Raw genomic sequence first — 24,525 nt, 5'->3', positions numbered from 1 at the left:
TCTATTGGTTGTCGGCGGGTTGGGGAACACTCGACCACAGCCGATATCCGCCACTAAGGTTAGCTGCGTCAAACCCTCGCTGGTTCAGCAATCGGGTCGCCATGTAACCGCGCTGACCGACCATGCAGTACGCTGCGATTGGACGGTCCTTGGGCAATTCGTCCGTTCGCTCGCGAAGTTGCTCCAGCGGAATATTGATCGCACCGGGAATATGCCCGGCCGCGAATTCGGATTCCGAGCGAACGTCCAACAGGAACGCGGCGTCGTCAGCGGCCAGTGACGCCAAGTGCAGGATCGGTTGATCGCCGCGGATCACACCTGACGCGACAAAACCAGCCATGTTGATCGGGTCTTTGGCGTGTCCGTACTGCGGTGCGTAACACAATTCGACTTCTTCCAGGTCGTATACCGTCATGCCTGCCTGAATCGCGACGGCCAGGACGTCGATCCGCTTGTCGATCCCGTTGGTTCCAACGCACTGCGCGCCCAGAATGATGCCCGTCGTTGGATCGAAAAGCAGCTTCAGCGTCATCTGGCTCGCACCGGGATAGTAGCCAGCGTGATCCAAAGGATGGATGTAAACCTTTTCGAAAGGGGTGCCATTCCGAACCAGCAATTTCTCGCTCAGTCCCGTCATCGCCGCGGTCTTCCCGAACACGCCCACGACCGCGGTGCCTTGGGTGCCGCGATACGTTGAGGTGCGTCCGAAGATATGATCGGCAGCGATTCTGCCTTGCCGATTGGCAGGCCCGGCCAGCGGAATTTGAACCGGCGTCTTTGACACAAAGCAATTCACCTGTGTCACATCGCCGACCGCGTACACATTCGGGGCACTTGTTTGCATCGAATCGTTGACGACAATGCCGCCGCGAGCGCCGCACTCGATGCCAGCATCGGCGGCGAGTTTGCTTTCGGGACGGACGCCGATGCAGACGACAGCAAAGTCAGCGTCGAGCGTCTCACCGGATTCCAGCTGAATCGCCAAACCGTTCGAGGTTTCTTCAAATGCTGTCGTTGAATTGCCCAAGCGAAGGTCGACGCCTGAATCGCGAAGGTGCGACTCGATCGGCCGAATCATCTCGCTGTCCCATGGTGGCAGGATCTGGGTATCGCGTTCGACCATGGTGACTTTGATCTGTCGCTGGGCGAGATTCTCAGCGACTTCGATGCCGATAAATCCCGCGCCGACGATCACTGCGTGCTGGGCACCCGAGGTCGCCGCGTCGTGCATCCGGTCGGCATCCGGAAGATCACGCAGCTCCAGAACTCGCGATGAGTCGATGCCAGGGATGGGCGGACGAAACGGGGAAGCCCCCGTCGCGATGACTAACCTGTCGTAGGGTTCGGTGTAGCATTGACCGGAATCGAGATTCTTGACGTCAACCGTTTGGTTTTCAACATCAATGCGTGTGACCTCACTGCGAACGCGAACGTCCAGCCGATGACGCTGGCGCAGCATTTCGATGGGGGCGACCAGTAACTTGCCCCGCGACTCGATTTCCCCGCCGACGTAGTACGGCAGCCCGCAGTTTGCGAACGAGGGATCGTGCCCACGCTCAAGAACAACAATCTCTGCGTCTTCGCTCAACCGTCTCGCCCGCGCTGCGGTCGACGCGCCGCCAGCGACTCCTCCGATGATAACGATCTTCATTTTCGATGTGTTCCTAATTCAATGTTGGGGGGGAGTGTGCTAGTGCAGAGCCGGTTCGTGAACAGAATTTGTTTTGCTGAAATCAGTTTAATGTCTCGGGGCGCCGACACGTCGCAAGAGGCCGATCGATGGGCGTGCGGAGATGGCTGGACCGTGGTTTTGGGCACGTTCCAGTGCGACTAGGGCAGGAACCTGCCTTCGATGCACGCCATCAGTTGTTCGAGGTGCGGTTCGGCGACGGTGTAGTAGACGCGCCGGCCCTCACGTTGGCTCTCCAAGAACCCGCAACGCTGTAACAGACGCAGGTGTTCCGAACCGACGTTGTCGGGGATTTCACAGTCTTCGGCCAACTCGCCCACGGTGAAACGACCGTGCAAAAGCAGCTGAACGATTCGTAAACGCACAGGATGAGCGAGTACTTTCAGGCACTCTGCGGCGGCTGCAAAATCATGCACCGTGCCCGCAGGTTTGGACGCTTTCACCGTCGTCGGCTCGGTTGTGCTGGGTTTCTTCGCCATCGCGATCTCCATGGTTGAGTGAATTATATTGTGTCGTAAGGTCGCGAGGTGTCAAGGTCATTGTTCCGGCGATGCGGTGGGTGGACTGTTGATTTTCGAACCCGACGGGTGAACGGAGGGATTCGATTGAATTGCTCGCTGACGCATCGGGTTACCATTCAAACCGCAGCGACCGGGGGTTCCGGCACTGACCGCGACCGGAAACGCCCTCCCGCAGCAGGTGACTTGCAGGTTTTTGTCAGAAAAAACTCCAATTTCTTGCCGCTGCCGCGATTACCCTTCATGATCGCGACGGGGCGGCAAATTCACGCATGGCGGTCTGCGACGCATTACTTAGGAACGAGCGGGAAATCACTGTCTGAAATTGGGGTCGAACGCTCCGCGGTCGACCATTCCGACCGCGGAGCGTTGGGCCACTTACTTTCCGTTCGTTCCGTAACTGAGGAGAGACGCGGATGAGATTCTGGACGTTCCTGTTCCTGACCTGTCTGCTGGCGGGGCATTTAGAAGCCGCGCAGCCCAACATTCCCCTGGCCGACGGCGATGATATTCGCGTGGGTGAGTTCCGGGGCGATGAGACGAAAGCCGACGGTGTGCTCGGTGGAATCTCCGGCCCCATCGGCCATCGAGCAGCATGCGACCAGTCCGCAGCGGTGTTGCCAGCGTTCGAATTCGTTACCACCGAGTCGGATGCTCCAGCCACAAAGCAGCCTCCCCCATCCGGAGCCTCAAAATCAAACAAGAATTCAGACCAGCAGCCGGTCTCAAACGAGGCATCAACCCGCGGTCTCCCTTGGGGGCTAGCGTTTGAGGATCACTACGAAGGTCGCTCGGAGATTGGGAAGGACTATGCGACGTCCCGAGGCCATGAGGACGCCTGGGCGGTCGTCGACGGGGTCTTGGTCGGCAAACAGACGAAAAGCGATCACGGGGCAGTGATTCGCACGGCAATTGATTTCGACGATGTTGATATTCAGTTTGATTTTCGGTTCAGTGGAGGCACCCGATTCAATTTCGTGATCGACGACAAGGGCGAAAAGTCAGTACACGCGGGACACATTTGTCGCGTTTCCATTTCGCCCAAACGGTTGAGCATCAGTGATGACAAGACCGGCGGCATGAATCTCGAAGTCCGCAAGATGCGACAAGACAGCGACCGATCGCCCGAGGACTCGAAGAGGCTTCAGGAGATCCTGTCGCGCACTCAGTCCGACGTGCCCGTCAACCTTCAACCAGGAGAGTGGCATACGCTGCGAGTCCGAATGGAAGGTGATACCATGACAGCCTTCCTCGATGGCAAACGGGCAACGAGTCTGCGTTCGCCTGGATTCGCCCATCCCACCAAGACAAAGTTCGGCTTCACCGTTAACGGAGCAACCGTTGACTTTGACAACCTGAAGGTCCTCACCGCAAATGGTCCCGCCGGTCAATGAGGATGTGACTCGTTGCGTTTGCTTGGCCGGTTTCTGCAAACGCATGCTCCCCCAATTGGTTGCCGATCAAGGCTATCGGACGCCACCTTTTGGGGAGAGCGGCTTCGCGAGTTTCTGAAAAATAATCTGGCGTCCAGCGTCCCTGTCTCCAACCTAACACTGCAACTTTCTGCGAGGGGAAATTAATGTTTCGAATCACCTGTCTCCTTCTATGGGTATGCTTCACGCATGCTCCCGCGTTCGCCGACGAACGTCCGAATATCCTGTGGATCACGATTGAAGACTGGTCGCCCGACCTATCTTGCTATGGCACCCAGGGGATCCATACTCCGCATGTCGATCAGCTTGCTGCTGAAGGGATCCGTTACGAGCGGGCATTCACGACGTCGCCGGTTTGTTCGACGTCGCGTTCCGCGATGATGACGGGTTTTCATCAGAACTACATTGGGGCACATCAGCACCGTACCGAAGACAAAAAGCCTCTGCCTTACGGGATTCGTCCGATCCCGCACCTGTTCGCCGACGCGGGGTACTTCACTTGCCTGATGAGTTGGAAAACCGATTGCAACTTCTTGCCCGACACGAAGGAAGAACTGTTCATGGGCGATGATTGGAAGGATCGCAAGCCCGATCAGCCCTTCTTTGCCCGCATCACCTTTGGCGGGACGCACCGAGCTTGGAAACGAGACCCACAGCGGCCCATCGACATCGACGATGTGGAGTTGCCGCCGTACTATGCCGACACGCCATTCATTCGCCGCGACTGGGCCAATGGCCTGGAACAGATGCAGCTCGTCGATCGCGAAGTGGGCGCCCTGTTGAAACGGCTCGACGACGAAGGTCTTTCTCAGAACACGATCGTGTTCTTCATCGGGGACCATGGCCGCTGTCACATTCGCGGGAAGCAATTCCTCTACGACGAAGGCACGCGGATTCCAATGCTCTTGCGATGGCCTGGGAAAGTCAAACCGGGACAGGTGAATGGTGACATGGTCATGTCGATTGACATCGATGCAACGATTCTGGAGGCCGCGGGCATCACGCCGCCCGTTCCGCTGCATGGTAAGAGTTTGTTCAGCGATGACGTTAAGCAGCGAAAATACACCTTCGCCGCCCGTGATAAAATGGATACGACGCACGATGCCATGCGATCGATCCGCTCGAAGGACCACAAGTTGATCCTGAACCTGATGCCGGAGCGGGCCTACTGCCAGTTCAGTTTCTACAAAGAGAGCGCTTACCCACCACTGGCGGAGATGAACGTTTTGAATTTGCAGGGGAAGCTGACTCCCGAGCAAGCCGCGTTCATGGCACCCCAGAAACCAGAGGTTGAATTATTCGACCTCCGCCGCGACCCGCACGAAATCCATAACGTTGCCGACGATGCGGAGTACGCAGGTGTGAAAGCGGAGTTGCTCGCCGAATTGAATCGGTGGCGAACCGAGGTCATTGAAGACGAGGGAGTTTCGGATGACTTTCGCGCTGTGGGCGTTTTTCCAGCGACCAATCCCCTGCCCGCCGTTGGCCAGTGGGTCCAAGAGAACGCGGACCAATATGATTTTCAGAAATACGGCGTCCCCGGCTGGTATCCAACGCGAACCCTTGAAGAATGGCAACGCGTCAAGACGATGTGGGAACCCTGGGTATTCCGAGAACCAACCAGCTCCCTGAAACGTCCGGTGATCCCGTTCACGAAGAAGCCGCAGCAAAAGTGAAACGCTCGTCGTCGATCGGTTACAATTGCGAGGATTCATTTCTTTGATGCAAGGATCTCGCAAAAGTTGAAAGTCCTATCGATTCTGGCGACGCTCGTATGGGTCGCGACGACACATGCCGCTGAACCACCGCCAGACCAGATCGAGTTCTTTGAACAAAGAATTCGACCGGTCTTGGTCGAGCAGTGCTATGAGTGCCACAACACGGCCGAGACCTCCGAGGGCGAGCTTGCATTGGATTATCGCGATGCCCTCCGCAAAGGTGGTGAATCGGGACCTCTGATTGCCGGCAATCCATCCGACAGCCTCCTGTTGAAAGTCCTCCGGCATGAAGTCGAAGGCATCGAAATGCCTGAAGGGGGCGCGAAGCTTGACGATGAGGTGATCGCCGACTTTGCAAAATGGTTGTCCCTGGGCGCGGCCGACCCAAGGGACGAGCCACCACCGCCCGAGGAACTGCTCGCATCGACCTCGTGGGACGCGATCCGTGAAAAACGAGTACAGTGGTGGAGCTTTCAGCCGCTCGTTCGGCCCGAGCTGCCCAAGGCCCGTGTTCCCGGCAGCTCAAATCATCCCATCGATCGGTTCATTCATGCCGAACAGGAGGCGGCCGGTCTGGCACCGGCACAACAGGCTGACCGGATCGCATTGGCGCGGCGTCTCTCGTTTGCGATCATCGGCTTGCCCCCCACGCCTGACGAAGTGAGTCGGTTTGTCAGCGACCCCTCCCAGGACGCTTACGAGCAGTACGTCGACCGATTGTTGCAGTCGGAGCATTTTGGTGAGCGATGGGCGCGGCACTGGATGGATTGGATTCGCTATGCCGAATCGCACGGCAGCGAAGGGGACCCAGCCATTGTCGGAGCACACCACTACCGCGATTACCTCATTCGATCGCTCAACGCCGACGTGCCTTACGATCGTCTCGTTCGCGAACACATTGCAGGCGACTTACTGGAAACACCGCGTATCAATCAGGAGCTGGGGATCAATGAATCCCAGGTCGCGACGGCTCACTGGCGGATGGTCTTTCATGGCTTCGGTCCTACCGATGCGTTGGAAGAGAAGGTGCGATTTACCGACGACGCAATCAATGTCTTCAGCAAGGCATTCTTGGGGCTCACCGTTTCGTGCGCGCGTTGTCACGATCACAAGTTCGATGCGATTAGCCAAGCCGACTACTACGCTCTCTTTGGAATTGTCGGTTCGACCCGACCGGGACGAGCCGCGATCGACTCCCCGGAACGCTTGAACAGGAACCGCGAATCCCTGTCATCCCTGAAATCAAAGATTCGAGACGCGATTGCCCAAGACTGGATCGATGCCCTGGCGACCCCTGATGCATTGTTAGCAACAGCCGACAACGAATCCGGCCCCATCGCAGCGCTACTTCAGTCGCTGCGCCAGGCCGATGACTTTCAGGCGATCTGGAGTGGTTCTGCGAAGAACGCCGCGACCAGCGACTCCGCCGAGTCTGGGGCTGCCGATCACACGGCCGATCGGTTGCCGCACTGGGACTTGTCCGAGCCGAGCGATCGCAAGGATTGGTTTGCCTACGGCAACGGCACGGCCGATCGAGTCAGTCCGGCTGGCGCCTTTGCAATCAACAACTCCGGTGACGCGGTTGTTCGCGGTATTTATCCGTCGGGTGTTTATTCGCATTTACTCAGTGACAAACATGCCGCTGTCACGACGTCGCCCTCGTTCCACCTCGATGGCGAGTATGACTTGTGGCTAAGGGTCAACGGCGGCGGTTCTGCGATTACACGTTACGTCGTGCAAGACTATCCCCGCAGCGGCACGGTGTATCCGTTCACGAGGTTGAACGGAGAACAGTCCCGTTGGCGTTGGATCAAATATGACTTGAGCTATTGGAAAGGCGACGACGTTCATATCGAGTTAGCGACTGCCAATGACTCGGCTGTTTTGGTGCAGAACCAGGATCGCTCCTGGTTCGGAATCCGTGATGCGATCGTGGTCCCCAAGGGCACGGCGTTTCACCAGGGAGGTGACGACCAGGCCTGGATGCAACCCATTGTGCAAGAGGCCGGATCGGATCCCCCGGAGTCTTTCTCACAGTTTGCCGAGGTGTTTCGGCAAGCCATCGAGAATGCGGTGATGGCGTGGCGGCAAGACGAGCTCTCCGATGCCCAGGCATTGTTATTGAATCAATGCCTGAGTGAGCGACGGCTCGCCAACTCCGTTAGTGAGTTCACGCGAGCACAGGCGTTGATCGATCGATATCGCCAACTTGAGCAGGAGGTGCCTGTTCCTCGGCGGGCGCCCGCACTCGCCGAATGGGCCGGGGCGGACCAGGCGCTATACATTCGTGGCGATCACAAGCGGCCCGATGACGCCGTCCCGCGACGGTTTCTCGAAGCGTTTGACGACACGCCCTACCAAACAACGCTCAGTGGACGCAGCGAGCTGGCGGACGATGTCTTGAGCGAAGACAACCCGCTGACCGCTCGCGTGATCACAAATCGAATTTGGCACCATCTGTTTGGTCGAGGGATTGTCGGGACGAACGATAACTTTGGGCGGCTCGGACAGTTGCCCACACATCCAGAGCTACTCGACTATCTCGCGGATGAATTTCAGACTTCTGATGCCTGGTCGATCAAGACGATGATTCGCCGTATCGTGACCAGTGACACGTGGCGTCAGGATCACCAGGCGTCTGAGAAGGCAAAAGAGATGGATCCTCAGAATCGGCTCTACTCTCATTGGTCCATCACGCGATTGGAAGCGGAGGCCATCCGGGATGCCGTTCTCTCGGCGTCGGGGCAGCTCGATCCAACGATGTACGGACTCGCCTCGCCGGGTGCTTCGGCACGCCGCAGCGTCTACGTGAAGGTGATTCGCAATGCCATGGATCCCTTCCTGGCAACGTTTGATGCTCCCGTTCCTTTCTCGAGCACGGGGCGCCGGGATGTTACCAATGTCCCCGCACAATCTTTGTTGATGATGAACAGTCGCTTTGTGATCCGTTCGGCGACGGAGTTTGCTGATCGTGCCTTGCACCAGGACACCCTCGAGGGCGATCGCCAGCGAGTCGCGTGGATGTGGCACGAGGCTCTCGGGCGGCAACCGAGCCAATCGGAGCTTCAGTCAGCGATCGCGTACTTGGAGGCGGCGTCACAGAATTACCAGCGGGAACGCGAAGCCCGACGGCGCCAGCAAACTGCCATGGAAGAACACACGGCCGAACTCCATTCAATCAACGAGTTGGCAATGCAGCGAGTCGACCAGCCGCCAGACAAGGAGGTGCCCGCCGATCTGAATCCGATCGCGGAGTGGTCCTTCGACGACTCGGCAGAAGATTCCGTTGGTGAATTGGACTTGCAGCTCCATGGCACCGCGTCGCTCAAGCAAGGTGCGTTGGTGCTCGATGGTGCTGGATTTGCAACCACTCCCCCCGTCGCCGCGAATCTGTTGGAGAAGACTCTCGAGGTGACCGTCCAGCTATCAACGTTGCAACAAGCCGGTGGTGGAGTGATGACGGTTCAAGATCTATCAGGAATCGTGTTCGATTCGGTTGTCTTTAACGAACGCAAGAACGATCAATGGATGGCGGGGAGCGACAACGGTCGTCGTACAAAACCCTTCGATTCCGAGCCCGAAACCGAGGCGGTTGATCGACCCGTGCATTTGGCGATCACTTACGATGGGTCGGGAACGATCACCTGCTATCGCGACGGCCGCCCGTACGGGAAACCGTATGAAACGAGCACTCAGTCATTTCATGCCGATGCATTTGAGGTCGTGTTTGGAATGCGACACGGCAAACAGCCCAGTGGGAACCGAATGCTGCAGGGTCGCATCCATCATGCTCGGCTCTTCAACCGGGCCCTCACCGAAGAAGAGGTGGCCGCACTCGCCTCGGGGATGCCCCTGTGGATCTCGAAACAGGAAATCGAGGCCATGATGACCGTGAGCGAACGCGAGCGGCGAGACCAACTGCAAACGCAAATTGAAATGCTCCGGTCGAAGCTGAACGCATCGTCGGAGAACGTCGCACCCAATCAACACTGGGTCGATCTGGCACATTCCTTGTTCAATATGAAGGAATTCATCTATGTTCGGTAATCATCAGCCTCGTTCGCGTCGACAATGGCTCAGTCAATGTAGCAGCGGATTTGGGCTGGCGGCGCTCTCGGCGCTGCACGCCCGCCAATCCAACGCAGCGTCTTGGGATGTTTCAGGCGGCAAAGCCAAGAATGTCATCCTGTGCTACATGTCCGGCGGGTTTTCCCACGTGGACTCCTTCGACCCCAAGCCACGGTTGACCCAGTTGCATGGTCAGCCGATGCCCATGCAACTCGAGCGTACCCAGTTCAATAACAACGGGCAGATCTTTGGCAGCCCGTTTAAGTTCGCTCAGCATGGTGAGAGCGGTTTGCCGATCAGTGATCTCTTTCCGGAGATCGCGACCTGTGCCGATCACCTGGCGGTCGTACGCTCGGCGACGTCGTCGGTCAATGAACACGCGCAAGGAAACTTCATGGCTCATACCGGCTTCCCGTTTCTGGGGCATCCCAGCGCGGGGGCATGGGCGAGCTATGGACTCGGATCTGCCAACGAGAACCTGCCCAGCTACATTGTTCTGCAAAGTGGCGGCGCGGTTGCCCCGCATGGTGGCGTCGGACTGTTCAGCAGCGGTTTCCTCCCCGCCCAGCACGGAGCCTCGCTCTTAACTGCGGATGCCAAGGAAGCTGTCGCCAATGTCCAATCAAGTCAGAATCCAAGTTCGCAGCGACGGCGTTTGGACTTTGTCGCAGACATTGACAAGCAGTTCTCCCAAGCGATTGATGATGCCCATGTTGATGCGTCGATTAAAAACTACGAAACAGCGTTCCGCATGCAGGCCGCCGTTCCTCAGCTATGTGATATCTCCGGTGAAACGGAGGCGACACGACGGCTCTATGGGGTCGATGACGCCGACAAAAACAAAGCGGCGTACGCCCGGCAGGCACTCTTGGCTCGCCGGTTGGTCGAACGAGGCGTCCGTTTCGTGGAGTTGTCCTGTATCACCAGCAACATCGGTGCCGGAGGCGCCGCCAACCCTTGGGATCAACACGGAGACTTGGAAAGAGGGCATCGCGTCATGGCCACTCAAGTGGACCAGCCGATTGCCGCGCTGATCAAAGATCTGGACTCGCGTGGGCTGCTCGACGAGACCGTGATCGTGTTCACCGGCGAATTCGGACGCACTCCCTTCTCACAGGGATCCAACGGTCGAGACCACAACCCGTTTGGATTCAGCTACTGGTTGGCCGGCGGAGGGATTAAGGGTGGGACGGTCTATGGCGCGACCGATGAATTCGGGTACCGTGCGATCGAGAAGCCCAGCACATTCTTTGACCTCTGGGCGACCGTGCTCTACCAACTCGGCATCGATCACGAACGACTCACGTTCCGCTCGGGCGGTCGTGACTTTCGGTTGACTGATGTCCATGGGAACGTACTGAGAGAAATCCTTGCCTAGCGGCAGCGAGACAATCGAACGCGTCCAATCCAATGTCGCGACCGTCGCCAGACGGTGAGATCTGCGTTCTGGCGAACGTCGCTACTCAAGTGATTTGTTCGCGGTCGCGTAGAAGCAAGGGGTACAGGCGGCTTACCCGCTACTGAATCTTCAGTGCGTATGCGAACTCACAGGGTTTCGTGCCAGGGAGTGTGATATGCAGGCCCTGGTCGTCACGGGTCCAGTGAATTTCTTCGTCGCTTCCAAGCAGTTCGATTGACTCGATGGTGCGTGGGTCAGCTCCCTCGCCCGCGGCCAAGGTTTTGATCGTCACACGATTGGACTTGGGCCAGTCCAGCAGGATCGCGTAGAGCGTTTTGCCTTGGGTCGTGAACCGGATATCGTTTGCGGTGAAGGGCTTGTCTTTGTTCTCCGCCAGGTGGCCGGTCGTGGTGGTGGTCGGCCCTTCGCCATAGACTTTCCAGTGGGTCGTGCCGTAGATGGCCTCGCCATTGAGACGCAACCAATCCCCGATGCTTAGCAGGATCTCACGATCCTTTTCAGGAATGGTTCCATCGGCGCGAGGTCCTACATTGAGCAGCAAGCAACCGTTTTTGGAAACGATATCAATAAGGTCATCGACGAGTCGGCCGGCAGACTTGTATTTTTGGTTTTCGGTGTATCCCCATGAACTGCTGCTGATCGCAGTGTCCGTTTGCCAAAAGGGCTCGCGAATCGAGTCCATCTTCGAACGCTCAAGATCGAGGACAGCGGCTTTTTCGGGAAATGCATGCCACTTGTAGTTGATGATTCCGATCGCCGGTGACTGTTTGGAACTGACGTTGTAGTAGTACGCAGCAAAACGTTGCAGGTAGGGCGAATAGTGGTTCTCGGAGTAATCGGTTTCTTGGCTGTTCGTGATGCCGAAATCGAACCAGATTAGGTCGGGGTGATACTTGTCGACAATTTCGCATGTCCGCGCCAGCCAGTCTTCTTTGAACTGTTTGTCCTGGGGTTCGAATCTCGCCTTGTAGTCAGCAGCATCCTTTTCGAACAGAAAAGGCATTGGGCGACCGTATAGGCGAGCAAACTTTGGATCTGCGTTATCGAAATCGGGGCGACGAACAAAGTACTTCCAGTTGAACGCGCGGTGGCTGCTGAGGCCAAGTTTCATCCCATGCTCACGGATCGATTGGCCTAGTTCAGCGACGATGTCGCGATGCGGGCCCATTTCGGATGCATCCCACTCGGTAAAGTCGCTGGCGTACATCGGGAAGCCATCGTGGTGTTCCGCAACAGGTACGACATACTTCGCTCCTGAGCGAGAAAAAAGATCGGCCCATGCGTCAGGATCAAATTTCTCCGCCTTGAACATCGGAATGAAATCTTTGTAACCGAATTCCGATTGTGGGCCGTACGTGTCGATGTGATGCTGGAGGAAGTTGTCTCCGCGGCGGTCTTGGTCGATGTACATCTGACGTGGGTACCATTCACTGCCAAACGCAGGCACGCTGTAGGCTCCCCAGTGAACAAAGATTCCAAACTTGGCATCTTTGTACCACTGCGGAATTTCATACTTCTCCAATGATTCCCAGGTCGGCGCAAACGGTCCGTCAGCGATGACTCGGTCGATTCGCTTCAGGGCTGACGCGACGTTGGGATGGGGTGCCGTGGGATCGTCGCCGATTGCTCGCGATGATGGCATCCAACTTGTTCCGGTAACCGCCAATAGAAGTGCGATTCGTGCCAAGTATTTCATGGGAGAAGGCTGTGTGATGATAGTATTGCCAAATCAGAATAGGGACCGATCCACTTCTTTCATCGGGGTGATTTAACCGAGAAACAGTGGTTTCATATGACGATCGACCAGGTTACGTGTGACTTGCTCACCGACAATAGCTTCGTTGGCGACAAGCAGATCGAGGTACCGTGGTCCTGCATTGGCGGCGACCTTGAACGCGACGTGGAGCAACTGTCGCACGTTGGCGTTGAAACGAGGGTCACTTGGCACGTGGCGAAGAGTGGCTGCGAGCGTCTCGCCGTTCATTGCGGCGACATCGGCGGCCGACGGGAGCCCCGCCTTGTCGATGTTGATCACGCTGGCGTACGGCGTGCACAGTTCGTCGATGTGCTCGAGCGAATAGCCATAAATCTCTTTCGCGAGTTCCAGCCCGTCACCACCTGCCTCGGAGAGTCCAATCAACTCCTCGAGCCAAGTCGTTCCGGCCGTCTTCACATGGACGCCGACGCCTCGGGTTTGAATCGCTTCGCGGATTGCAGGGTAGATACTGAACTTGTCACTGCCGCTGTGGACGCTGAGTTTGAGGTTTGATGGCAATCCATAACGATCAACCGCTTCCGCAATCACGGAGAGATCTTCATTGAATTCTTGGCGGAACTGAGCGACATCACCAACGTAGTCAACGCCTTTGTTGAATCGGCCGGTGAACTTGGGGGCGATCGTTTGCAGACGAATCTTTTGGTCTGCCAACGCCGCGAGAATTACCAACAGCTCAGGTGGCGTTTGGGGGGCGTCTGTTTCATCCATCGAGACTTCGGCGATGAAGTTATCCTCGCCTTTCTCGTTGGCAATATGCCGATAGATTTCACCTGCTGCTTTGCATGCAGCGAGATATTGGCGAGCGACGCGGGCCACGAAATCACGATCGACAGAATAGCTCGACTCCATGCCAGGCAGGTGGAGGTCGCCAATCAATTCGCCATGTGCGTCGACGAATTCGGTAATCTCTTGGTCGGAAACCGACGTGCCGATGAAGTCGGCGACATCGATCGTGAAAAAGTCACTGCAGTCCAAGAATGGGCCCACCGTGGCGAGCTGGATGTGGTCGGCATCGACGTGCCAGCCTCCGGTCCAACCGAGTTTCTCGACCGCTGCCTCGGCAGCCGCTTTCACGCTCGGGGGAGTCGACCCCACGAACCCGTGCTCGCGATTGGATTTATTCCAAACAGGAGTCACGTCGATTCCCAGCTCTGCGGCCTGCTGGAATGCGCGTAATTGCGCAGCGGCTTGGTGGGCGAAACGGTCGCCGACACCGAAGGATAGTTTTTCAAGTTTCACAGATATTACCTTTTGGTTGAGATTGTGGTACGATTGTTGCATCGGATGCTGTTGTTTCCATAGCCGATATCGACCTCGCCATACCAATTCTTAACCTGGTGCGATGACCGACGATCCCGATTTCGTTTCTCGTCAGACGTTCGATGCGCGGCGATTCTACCTCGATCTCGATCCGTCGAGCGACCAGCCGATGACGGTCGTGTGCGGCGGGGTCGAACGGATGGAACACGATTACGTCGTCGAGCGGTCTGACTTTCCCTATTTCGCGATTGAATGGGTCAGCGAGGGCAACGGCCTGTTGACGATGGGTGGCAAGGAGTTCGAGTTGTCCACGGGCGCTCTGTTCGCCTACGGTCCTGGTATCGCGCATCGCATTCGTAACCGCGCTCCGGGCAATATGCGCAAGTACTACATCGACATCGCGGGTGCCGAAGCGGGGGCAACGCTGGAGGGATTGGGACTGCTCGCGCGCCGACCGGTCACGGTCGGTCGTCCGTACGAACTCGTCGAACTCTGGAATTTGATCGATCGCGAGGCCAGAGATGTTGGAGGTCAGTCCGCCGAAATTTGCGAATCGCTCGCGCGGGTCTTGTTGCAGAAGATACGGCAGCGAATCGTTTCATCGAGTGGTGGCAACTTCACCGAGGCGTTTCATACGTTTGAATTGATCCGGCAGCTCATGGAGGAACGCTTCCTGGAGTTTAAAACGGTGGAGGAGGTCGCCGCAGCAAGCGGCGTCTCGCCGGTTTATCTATCGCGATTGTTCACTCGGTTTGCCGGATCGGGCGCCTATCGTTTTCTACTTCGACTGCGAATGAATTATGCAGCCGAGTTGTTACTGGAGCACGGGCTGAAGGTTCGAGCGGTCGCGAAACGGCTTCATTACGCCGACGCCTTTCAGTTCTCACGCGCTTTCAAACGAGTGTACGGAGTGCCTCCGAGTACCCTTGCCGCAGGGACTGAGCGGAAGGGCGGCTAGGGACGCGTTGATTTCATGAACCGAGCCGCGCGAGCGGCCTGGTGGATCGCGTTCCCCGGTCCCTGACAGCATTCGGTTCACGATTGCCGCTCGAACTTCGACCACATCAACAGCCTAATTGAGGCGGTCGGGCTGCTGCCCTCAGGGGGTCGGCGGCGCGTCTTGGGTGACCATGACTTTGGTCAGGATGACTCGGGAGGGCTGGAGCATGGCGATTTTCGAGCCGGGGATCGGTTGGATGCCCTCCTTGGTCGCTCCGTTCTCCATGTCCCGATCCCAGAACAAATGGGTATATCCCAGTTCACGACCGACCTCGTCGTAGAACTTCACAATCACTTTCCCGGATTGGGATTCGTAACCGATGCCTTGGCATCGGAACGAATATCTGGATGCGTCATCGACGGCAAAAAATGAACTTCGGGACTGGCTGCCACACTTCATGACCGTACGCTGGTCGGGAGTCTGGAAAATGCGCCCTTCGGAATCGGGGTACCACCCACTTGCATTGAATGGACCGTAGCGGAAGTCCGGGTTGCAGTTGATGGTTCCTTCAGCGGTTTCCGGCTCGAGCCGAATGCTTCTGACAAACAGTTTTCGCATTCGTGGCGACAGGCTTAGTCGCAGCGTATTCGCTTTGGGTGGTGAGTAGAACACGAGAACGTAGTCATGGAAGTTTCGGGACACGATATTGATGCCCGAAGTTGGGATCGGATTGGTTCCGTTGCGCAGAAAGGTCGTTTCCGTTCCGGAGCTATCGAAAAAATCCAACTCACATTCGGCAAAGCTGCGACCCCGGGTCTTGGACGCAATTTCAGCGATACGGTCGTTCGTTTCGATGGTGTCGGTGTCGTCGACAGCCGCACGGATGGTCAGTATGTATTTCTTCAGCGGTTGCACCGGGACGGGCTTGAGTGTCTGGGTTGCGACCTCGCTATTGACGATCAGACAGCTTTGATTGCCAAGGGTACCCCATGCCACTCCATCTGCCGTTTGCTCAAAGAGTTCGGCCGTGTCGTGGTTGTCGAACGTGATGTCCAACACGCCTTGGGCGTCAGCGGTTGCCATTGCGAGTAGCAATGACATTCCGGCGAAAAGATTGATCGACGTCATAGGGGAATTCTCGGGAAGATATTGGAAGGGAGGCGTGAAAAACGGCTCATCCGACGGAAGGGTGCGCGGGAGTACAGTGGAAGGTTTTTTGAAGGCATCACTCCAGTATCCAATCTGTTTTCAAAGAAGCGTCCCTGCCGAACGAATATTCGGCAGGGGCTGGCAACACCATTGGCGTATCATCGACCGGGATATCCCTTGCCAAGCCCGCACCTCTGCAGAGCTTCGCTCCGTTTTTCCCGGCAGGCCCAGTCTAATTTCCCGGCAGGCCCAGTCTAATTTCCTGGCAGGCCCAGGCTAATTTCCCGGCAGGTCCAGTCTAACGCGGTCAAGCCAATCCTACAAACAAATCATTGGATACTGGAGACATGCCTCCAGAATCTCCGGTGCACGCTTCCGGCGGATGATCCTAAAAAACCGCTGCGGGCATTTACTCACCGATGGTCATTGGGCGGCGCAGTAAAATGTGATCGTTGAAGATGCTTCGGCCACCGAAGGTGCTCTCCTCACGCTGCGAGGTATTCGGGTTGACGACGCGGCAGAACTTGCCGTCGAGATCCGCGGCATTGGAATCCACACCGAGATCGCTCAGTGGCACGGCGAGCAGAACAGACCACCGGCCGTTGTCACGGAGATAGTGTGCTTGGGTCTCGTTGGACCAGTCGCGATTGGTATTCCAATTTTTGAGTAGGTACGTGCCTCCGTTTGCCCCCAGTGCAAAGTAGTATGTGTCTGAGCCCGAACGCAGGACCATTTCCACGCGGTCATCGGTGGGGAATTGATTGTTTCTCACTGGTGGTTCGGTCGCCTTCAGATCGTCGTTGAAGGCGTCGAATTTGAAGTACAGGTTGTTCTCGTCTCGCATCATGGCGACGGTCGTTTGATGAACGAGTGATTGGGCTTCCGGGATAGGTTGCCAGTTTGCGATGGGAGTGAACTCACTGGCTTCGTGCGCCTTGTACCAGTGAGGCGACTCGTACTGATTCCATTGTTGAGTCGATTCGGGAACGAACGGAATGGGCAGTCGATTCTGTTCTTCGGCGAACCGATCGAACATCGCGAGCGTGCGTTGGATCATCGCACGAGATTTCGAATCGGACGCGATGGCGACTGCATCTTCGAGCAAACCTCGGGCCTGTTTTTCGACGCCCGGATCGACGATGAATTTCTGAAACAGTTCCTTCGATGCGGTGTGGCAGTTGACCGGGGTTGGGTTCGCTGGATCGTGCCAGGAATCATTGATCAACTGGTAGAACGCTCGCATCGGCGGTGCCGCATCCCGGTAGGTGCGTTGGATGTATTCCTGTCGCAGGGCCGCCGGATCTTGAGTGGGGTCCCACTGCAGTTTGGCGATGACCCACTTTTCGACGCCGTCGACATCCCAGGCGTTGGGGGCGTCGGTGTCGCTGGGATAGCCTTCGTTGTGGGTATGGATTCCGCCCATTTCGGCGAGCGCCTGGTAATCGGGGCCAGCGGTATCGGCCATCGCATTGAATCCACTGGCGTAGTAATACCCAAAGTAGCCGAACTTCACATCCTGTTCGTCGCTCCATTGCTGCATGCGCCGCTTCCAGACGGATCCTCGTTCGCTTTTCTGTTCAAGGATCGGATAGCGTTCGTCTTTCGTTGGATACGCCGCAAAGTGGGGCACGATCGCCGGATGTAGCTTCACTTTCGGCGGCTCGGATGCGAAAATGTAGGCGTGCGTGTGAAGTTTCACGGTCGGGTGATCTTTGACTAGGTTCTCCGCCATCTTGTTCAGCATCATGTAGTTGCGAGTCGAGAAAAACAGTTGATCTTGAATGCTGTTGGTCGACGTGGCGGCCAGTTGAGTGCCGTCGGCTAATTCAATGGGCTGCATGCATTGGTCGCAGTTGCACACTTCCCAGTTGTCCCCAACGCGAGAAATGAGGTGTTCGATGGACATGCCGGGCACGCTTGCGAGCATCTCACGAGCGGCGTCGGCCATGATTCGGGGGACGCCGGGATGGGTGTAACAGGGCTGACGCCACATGTTGCGCAAGCGGTTGCCCCCGACGAGCGGATACAGCGTTTCGTCTTCCTGTTCCAGTCCCAAGAATGACCAGATGTATCCACCGCCGGCGCCGATGGTCGCTCCCGCTCGCCACTGTAGCCAGGGGAAGCCTTTGCCCAACGTGATCGGTGAGTTTCCGCCGTTGCGCCCGATCCATTCCTGGCTCAACGCGGGATTCGGATCACTGCCATAGAAATTCTGCTGCCGGACTTCGAAGGCGGGGCGAGACCGGACATCGGTATTGTTGAAGTGGATGTCGGCTTGTTTGGAGAAAATCGCGACGAAGTCTGGATGCGGACGCGGCCAGATGATGTCGGTGTTTTTTTCCAACAGTGCGTAGGCTCCAAACATTGTGCCGCGTGGATGGGTTCCGAACACATAAATGTTGTCACCATCACGGCGAATCGCGTAGCCGTCCGAATCAGCTAAATACTCCAAGTCGTCGGTGTAGGCTGTCGCCCATTCGGCACCCAGAAGAATTTTTGTGTTGTCGCTGGTGGAGGGCTGCGCCAGCACCGCAATTTGCTGGCCGGTGATCTGTGCGATCCAGTGCTGTAGTTCTCGGGCGGCGTATTCTTCTCGGGGGTCACACCGCCCGCTCAGAATGATCTCACCTGGAAATCGCTGCCGCTCGGCCATGGTACTGGACGTGGTATTGGCTGTTTGCCCCGCCGCTTCGGGCGTCTCGTCGTCAACACGATGCAGTCCGACCGAGTGAATCGTTTTGGTGCGGTACGCCGGAATGTGATCGAAGCTGGTCTGATAGAGCAGTCGTAGGTAGCGGGCCGTCGCCGGTGTGCTGAATTCTCGGAGCCCCTTTTGACGGATGGGGGCAACCAGGTGCATGTCGGAGTTGTATGCCAGCACATAGGCCGGGGTGGTTGAGCCACGAGCGAATTGGTAGGTCGCGCCGCCTTGGATGGGTAGCCGGTCGGTCAGCACATACCCGTTGTGCTGGACGATCAACACCGTCTTGCCATCGACCTGCTCGAAGGCGGTGTTGTTGTGCTCGGACCAGCCCGAATAGTTGCCGGCGCCTTCGCTGAAATCACCGTTCACCAGCAACCCGTCCGGAGCAATCCGATGGAGCTTCGCGTCGCTGACCTGGGGTTGCTGGCCATCGCACCGGACGGCGAACTCGAGCGTCTTGGCGTCCGGCGGCGTGCGAAACGCGTGCGTGTACGAAGACTTGTTGGGAACAATCTCCTGCCATTCGGCTTCGTAGCAGCCCGCATGCGGGATTTCGCCACGCTCATCAATCGTCCGCAGTAGCCAATTCGCCTGATCGTTGACGTCCTGCGCCTTGAATTCCAGCCGGTAGCACGTGTCCGATTCGACCGGCAGCCTCGCGACAATAATCTCATCCGCTTTCGCCATGGTCGTCGGCAATAGCAGCAGCGAAACGAAGACGCCGAGCCGACAGGCGATCGGAGCGGAAGGCAGGAGAGTCATCATGGTGTCAGGCTTTGATATTTCGTTCTTGGACAGGTTGATAGAGTCTACGGAGTCGAGTCTCAGAACGTCGTTATTGGTAGGTGAGTTGGAGCGTCGCCGTCGTGTCGTGATCGCATTTCGCGCGCATCCAGCATGCTGAAAATCCGGTGGGGAAGACGTGTGTCGCTGACTCGTTCGGCTCAACGTCAAAGGACTGATAGTCGACCCAGAAACCGGTCCCATCAATGTCGACCTGGAGTGTGAAAGTGACCGGCTCCTGTGACGCATGCGACATCACGGCTGATTTCTTGTCGTAGCCGGTCATCAAATACGGGTCCGATGGGCGTGCCGCTTGCACCGGGCTGTTGAGCCAAGGTCCGCCATGACCGATGGGTTTACCGAGTTTCCAGAGGTCATCGATGGCGCCCAGCCAGAGTGCGGCGTCCTTGTTTTCGCTCACAAAAACGTGCCCATCTTCGGCGGGACGACGTCGCACGCCGGTCATGACCAACAGTCCATTCCACGAACAGAAATCCATAATCTGTTTGGAGTGGCTCGCGATGGGACGCATACGGTTCCAACGCGGTGGCTCGTTATTGGTGATCAAAGGGATTTCGTAGAACGTGCCGTGAATATTTGCCAGATTTCGTTCTGACTCGACTTCCCGCAGCGCCCTTGGCCAGCCGGATGCGGATGGCTTGTCAAATGCAGCGTTCCCCTTGGGCAATCGCAACGTCTCGCCGTTGTACCGCACTACCACCGATGCACTGTCCACGGTGAACTCCGGCTGAACCTGCAGCAGTTTGTGCAGCTCAGCATCCGGTGCATCCGGCTGGAACTCAAACTGCGTCTTGGTGAAATCGAAATACCGATCGTTGTCGGTGATCACTCGCAGGTTGCGGTTTCGCTTTGCAGGGTAAACGACTCCGCCATGCACTTCCTGTTGTCCGACGTCCGCCAGACCAGCGAATAGGGCTCTGTTCTCGTCCGCACCGCCATCGATGAACCGTGCGGTTGTTTGGTGCAAGAACGCCGTCGCGATGCAGTCCTGATCGACCTTGAAACGAATCCAGACGGCATCCAAGTCCGCGGGCAGATGATGAGCCACCGCGCCGCCTAGCGGAACGTCGACAGCCCCCGCATCTGTCCAGGAACCATCGCCCTTGGTGTCGATTTCGAGCGTGAATTTTACGGTGCCCTTGGCGGGCGCACCTGCATCGACATTGGCGACAGCATTGACGCCATTGACGCCATTGACGCCATCGACGTCATCGACGTCATCGACGTCATTGGCATCGGCGACGAAGTGAATGAGTCTCTGGTCGAATCCCGCGACGAGAAACGGATCGCAGGGCGTGTTTGCTTTGACGGAGTCATCGATCCAGGGACCGCCATAGGCGTTGGCAGGCCCCCAGCCCTTCAAGTCGTTGTAGTCTCCCAACCACAAATTGCTCTGGGGCTGGCCGGCGAGGTGGTTGCCTTGGATGCTGGTCTCATCGGTCGCCAGCACCAATTTCCCATTCCAGCCACAGAAGTCGGGGACATAACGCAAGTGGCTCCCGATCGGCTGGATGCCTGCCGAATTCGTGGATGAAAATGTTTTGGGAAAGTCGAAGAACATTCCATGCATGTCCATCATCCATCGGCCATCGGTGATCTCTCGAATGCGGGGCCATTCCGTGTACCAGCCGTGGCTGGCATCGTTGCAGTACGCTGCTTTGGGCAACAAGTACGTGTGCCACTTGCCGTCATCCAATACTTTCAGACGCAGACTGCGGCGATCCCAACCGACGGCCCAGATGGGATCCTCGCCATCGCTGCCGCCTGAAATTCCTGCCGGACCCGTGACTTCGGTGTACTGACGTCGCTCGACAATGCTCCAGTCTTTGCCATCGAACTCAGCCAGCACACCTCGCTCTTCCGCATTTTTTGCCTTGCCGCCGATCAACAGGTGGTCATAGTTCCCCGCGGCTAACTCTCCGTTGTTTGAGATGACAAGGCGTCCTTGCGATACGTATCCGCCTTTGCTGTGCCAGCCCGGGACAGGCTTTTTGAATCGTTTTGTCACCGCGAGCGTGTGAACGTTGGCTTCCCAGATCGCGCCTTCCATATCGATGTAGTAAACCATGTTTTCTGGATCGGTCAGATGGCGAGTGATCGCGGTGACTCGCATGGGCATATCCGCTGGCGAGATCACACGAACCTCGCCGTTCTGGCCGATCAGATAGTGCCCGATGAGGAGCTGGCGGGACTCTTGGTGGATCATTCGTCCCGCTGGCGTTCCGCCGACGCTTTCGGGATGGATCTTCAAGGGCTGTTCCAGATCCTCGCTAACCGAGTAGAGTTTATGCTCGCTACCCGATGGTCGGTGAGGCGCATAGTTGACCATGAACAGTTTCCCCGCCCACGGTACGATCGCACCGATACCGCATTCCTGATGATGCGGGAGATTGTGAGCACCCCCCTGGCTATAGACACCGTAGGTCGTCAGGTGTGGATAGACGCCGCTGATATGAATGTCGGTACGTGGAACCTCTTCGCTTGCGGTCGCCGCCTCGCCACCCGTTGCGGGGTCCCTCGCCGTGGCGGTGCTCGGAAGCAGATTCATGCTCGTTAGGCTGACGGCCAGGAAAACCCCCCAGCGAAAATCAGGTAACCGGAATCGCGTGATTTGACGTGTTACAGTGTGTTTCGACATAGGGAAAGTCGCGAGTGCATGAATGGTAAGGTGGTACTACGCTGTCTTAAGTGCCGCTCCGAGCCATCTTGGACACGTTACCAAAATGCTTTCTCAAAATTCGATGGGCCTGCCGTCCAAAATGTCGGCGTCGGGCACTCATACTGTTGCATCGATCGGAAGTCTCAGCGAAGAGGAATGGCTTGGTGAAAGAATTCAACGACGACGAGCGAAGTGAGACCTTTATCAGGTTGCTCGCTGAGTATGAGCGTCGGTTGACCGCCTACGTGATGGTGTTCGTGCCCCGCGCCGCTGACGCGGATGACATTCTGCAGGACACAAAGTTGGGCATGTGGCGGTCATTCGATCAATTTGAGGTTGGGACGAATTTCGGCGCATGGGCGCGGCAAGTCGCTTTCAATCGGATCTTGGACTTTCGCAGACGAAAAGGACGAGAGAGTCAACACCTGATGTTTTCTGACGCTTGTATTGAAAATCTTGCCGTGGCGTTTGAGCTCCGAGAGGAACAGATCGATGCGAGGGTGGAGCGGCTAGGGGATTGCGTCGCCAAGCTGCGCTGGGAGCACCGGCAGATCGTGTCGCTGCGTTACAACGATTGCAAGTCCGTCGACGAAATCGCTGAGAGCGTGAGCCGATCCGTTACGGCTACCTATCGCGTACTGAGCCGAATTCGATTGGCTTTGCGTGACTGCATCCTCGATATCCCTGGAGACGTACGGCCGCAATCCGAACCCATTCAATGAACGATAATGACAGACAACAGATTGCATACTGGGTTGAGCTGCTACTCGATGACCAGATTTCCGCGGCAGAGTTTGAGCAGCTTGAGCAAGCGATTACCGATGACTCCGATGCACAAGATCTCTACCTACAGTTGAGGTATCTCGATGCACGCCTGCAGCTTGACGGGGTTCCGATTGCGACATCCCGACCTGCGGGGCGACGCGTTATTGAAACGGCAGCAGCTGAGGGGGATGCACTGCCTGCCAATCGTCATCGAGCGAGCTGCTCGACAAAGCGGTTGATCGCGATGTTGGCTGTTGTTGCTGCCATTTATCCGTTCCTGTTCGTGTGGTGGGCGAAGCCGCTTGGCGAGGAGAATGTGCCGATCATCGCTGAGATTGTGGCTTCCTCGGACGCTGAGTGGGCCGAATCCACACTACCCACCGCAGTCGGATCGCAATTGACGGAGGGGCGTTTGAAGATTAATCGTGGGTTGGTCACGATCCGGTTCAAGTCCGGAGCCGAGGTGATTTTGGAGTCTCCTGCTGAACTGCAACTTGAAACCGCAATGCGAGGAACATTGCTCGCTGGGATTGCCATCGTCGAAGTTCCCGAGTCGGCGCATGGATTTACGATCGCCACACCGACGGCAGAAGCCGTCGACCACGGAACCGCGTTCACCGTCATCGTCGATGCTCCTCGGAACGTTTCCTCCATCGAAGTCGTCGACGGCGAGGTCGAAGTGCGGCACAACGAAACCGACGTGTCTCGACGTCTGTTCAAAAACCAGCGGCTGATAGCGACCGAAGATGCGTTTGAGGACACGACGCTGTCCCCAGCGGATTGGGAATCCGCGACAACCGCTCGCGAGGCGCCCCGCGAATTTCAGTTTCAACGGGTTACGACAGCCATGGGCCACGGACGCGATGTCACGGTCAGTCAAGGTCCGGTGGCGGGGCATCAACATGATGAATTGGTTCTGGTCAAAAACCCCTATGCGGGTTTCGAACGCTACGGCCGCATCGGCTATTTCTCCTTCGACCTGAGCAGTGTCTCAGACGAGCAGATTGCTGCCGCGAGATTTGTTTTGACCCTGCAGCCCAGCGGTCTTGGCTTCGCCAGCCGGGTTCCCGATTGCACGTTTACGGTCTACGGATTGACCCATGAGGCCCGCGACGACTGGTCCGCAGAGCACGTCGATTGGGCAACCGCCCCCGCCAATCGGTCCGGCGTCACGGAACTGGACGCGAACCAGGTTCAGATGCTCGGCCGCTTCGTTGTGGCGCGCGGACAGCAGTACGGGCAAGTTACCGTCGAAGGACAGAATCTGGTCGATTTCCTCAATTCGGATACGAACAACACCGTTACCTTGATCGTTGTCCGTGATACGAAAGAGTTACAGGCAGACGGGCTCGTCCATGGTTTTGCCGGCCGTTACAATGCCACCGCTGCACCGCCCACGCTGCTGATTCGAGGTGAGTCCGAAAGCGGCCGGTGGTGATGGGGGAATCACTGTCGACGACGGTCATTGGCTTGGCCTCGACGGGGTTGGTGGTCTCGCACTCGCTTAGCGACCGCGAATGAATAACCCGATTCGCTACGTTCGCCAGAACGCGGATTCCACCGTCGGGCGACGGTGGCTACATCCGTTCCGCCCGGACAATTTGTTTCTCTGAGACCCAT

Annotated in this window: 14 protein-coding genes; 7 read left to right on the top strand and 7 right to left on the bottom strand. The window is 57.1% G+C overall.

Annotated features, from left to right (window positions below):
* Position 1 precedes the first annotated feature (1 nt).
* Both SH410x_RS26350 and SH410x_RS26345 read right to left on the bottom strand, forming a co-directional pair.
* Positions 2 to 1,651 (bottom strand): FAD-dependent oxidoreductase, encoded by a 1,650-nt coding sequence (locus SH410x_RS26350; protein ID WP_473672281.1) that lies wholly within the window; start codon positions 1,649 to 1,651, stop codon positions 2 to 4.
* Between the two features lie 179 nt (positions 1,652 to 1,830).
* The gene (locus tag SH410x_RS26345) at positions 1,831 to 2,169 is read right to left on the bottom strand and encodes an ArsR/SmtB family transcription factor (protein WP_473672279.1); all 339 of its coding nucleotides are present in this window, start codon (positions 2,167 to 2,169) and stop codon (positions 1,831 to 1,833) included.
* A gap of 455 nt (positions 2,170 to 2,624) precedes the next feature.
* Here SH410x_RS26345 and SH410x_RS26340 point away from each other — a divergent pair, with 455 nt between their 5' ends.
* The 4 genes from SH410x_RS26340 (at position 2,625) to SH410x_RS26325 (ending at position 10,805) form a co-directional block, all read left to right on the top strand.
* Positions 2,625 to 3,602, top strand: coding sequence for a 3-keto-disaccharide hydrolase (locus tag SH410x_RS26340; protein WP_473672277.1), 978 nt, complete (start codon positions 2,625 to 2,627; stop codon positions 3,600 to 3,602).
* A gap of 185 nt (positions 3,603 to 3,787) precedes the next feature.
* Positions 3,788 to 5,317: a sulfatase family protein gene (locus SH410x_RS26335; protein WP_473672275.1), complete on the top strand. Its 1,530-nt coding sequence runs from the start codon at positions 3,788 to 3,790 to the stop codon at positions 5,315 to 5,317.
* 66 nt (positions 5,318 to 5,383) lie between these two features.
* Entirely contained in the window at positions 5,384 to 9,406 is a 4,023-nt protein-coding gene (locus SH410x_RS26330; RefSeq protein ID WP_473672273.1) for a DUF1553 domain-containing protein, read from the top strand.
* Complete coding sequence (locus SH410x_RS26325; RefSeq protein ID WP_473672271.1) at positions 9,396 to 10,805, top strand: DUF1501 domain-containing protein; 1,410 nt, start codon at positions 9,396 to 9,398, stop codon at positions 10,803 to 10,805. The genes SH410x_RS26330 and SH410x_RS26325 overlap by 11 nt, the downstream gene beginning before the upstream one ends.
* A gap of 139 nt (positions 10,806 to 10,944) precedes the next feature.
* Here SH410x_RS26325 and SH410x_RS26320 read toward each other — a convergent pair whose 3' ends face one another.
* Both SH410x_RS26320 and SH410x_RS26315 read right to left on the bottom strand, forming a co-directional pair.
* Positions 10,945 to 12,543: an alpha-L-fucosidase gene (locus SH410x_RS26320; RefSeq protein WP_473672270.1), complete on the bottom strand. Its 1,599-nt coding sequence runs from the start codon at positions 12,541 to 12,543 to the stop codon at positions 10,945 to 10,947.
* A gap of 72 nt (positions 12,544 to 12,615) precedes the next feature.
* Positions 12,616 to 13,863 carry a tagaturonate epimerase family protein gene (locus SH410x_RS26315; protein WP_473672268.1) on the bottom strand — a complete coding sequence of 416 codons (1,248 nt, stop codon included), beginning with the start codon at positions 13,861 to 13,863 and terminating at the stop codon, positions 12,616 to 12,618.
* A gap of 103 nt (positions 13,864 to 13,966) precedes the next feature.
* Here SH410x_RS26315 and SH410x_RS26310 point away from each other — a divergent pair, with 103 nt between their 5' ends.
* On the top strand, positions 13,967 to 14,842 hold the full coding sequence (locus SH410x_RS26310; RefSeq protein WP_473672266.1) for an AraC family transcriptional regulator: 876 nt from the start codon (positions 13,967 to 13,969) through the stop codon (positions 14,840 to 14,842).
* A 141-nt stretch (positions 14,843 to 14,983) separates the two neighbouring features.
* Here SH410x_RS26310 and SH410x_RS26305 read toward each other — a convergent pair whose 3' ends face one another.
* The 3 genes from SH410x_RS26305 to SH410x_RS26295 form a co-directional block, all read right to left on the bottom strand.
* Positions 14,984 to 15,952: a hypothetical protein gene (locus tag SH410x_RS26305; protein ID WP_473672265.1), complete on the bottom strand. Its 969-nt coding sequence runs from the start codon at positions 15,950 to 15,952 to the stop codon at positions 14,984 to 14,986.
* Between the two features lie 430 nt (positions 15,953 to 16,382).
* The gene (locus SH410x_RS26300) at positions 16,383 to 19,442 is read right to left on the bottom strand and encodes a DUF4838 domain-containing protein (RefSeq protein ID WP_473672264.1); all 3,060 of its coding nucleotides are present in this window, start codon (positions 19,440 to 19,442) and stop codon (positions 16,383 to 16,385) included.
* A gap of 70 nt (positions 19,443 to 19,512) precedes the next feature.
* Positions 19,513 to 22,119: a hypothetical protein gene (locus tag SH410x_RS26295; RefSeq protein WP_473672262.1), complete on the bottom strand. Its 2,607-nt coding sequence runs from the start codon at positions 22,117 to 22,119 to the stop codon at positions 19,513 to 19,515.
* A gap of 185 nt (positions 22,120 to 22,304) precedes the next feature.
* Between SH410x_RS26295 and SH410x_RS26290 the strand changes: the two genes are divergently transcribed.
* Positions 22,305 to 22,862 carry a sigma-70 family RNA polymerase sigma factor gene (locus tag SH410x_RS26290; RefSeq protein WP_473672260.1) on the top strand — a complete coding sequence of 186 codons (558 nt, stop codon included), beginning with the start codon at positions 22,305 to 22,307 and terminating at the stop codon, positions 22,860 to 22,862.
* Positions 22,859 to 24,343 (top strand): FecR domain-containing protein, encoded by a 1,485-nt coding sequence (locus tag SH410x_RS26285; RefSeq protein WP_473672258.1) that lies wholly within the window; start codon positions 22,859 to 22,861, stop codon positions 24,341 to 24,343. The genes SH410x_RS26290 and SH410x_RS26285 overlap by 4 nt, the downstream gene beginning before the upstream one ends.
* Positions 24,344 to 24,525: the final 182 nt, after the last annotated feature.

This window comes from Rhodopirellula sp. SH410 (genome assembly GCF_055811895.1).
This window is presented reverse-complemented; position numbering and strand designations above follow the sequence as displayed.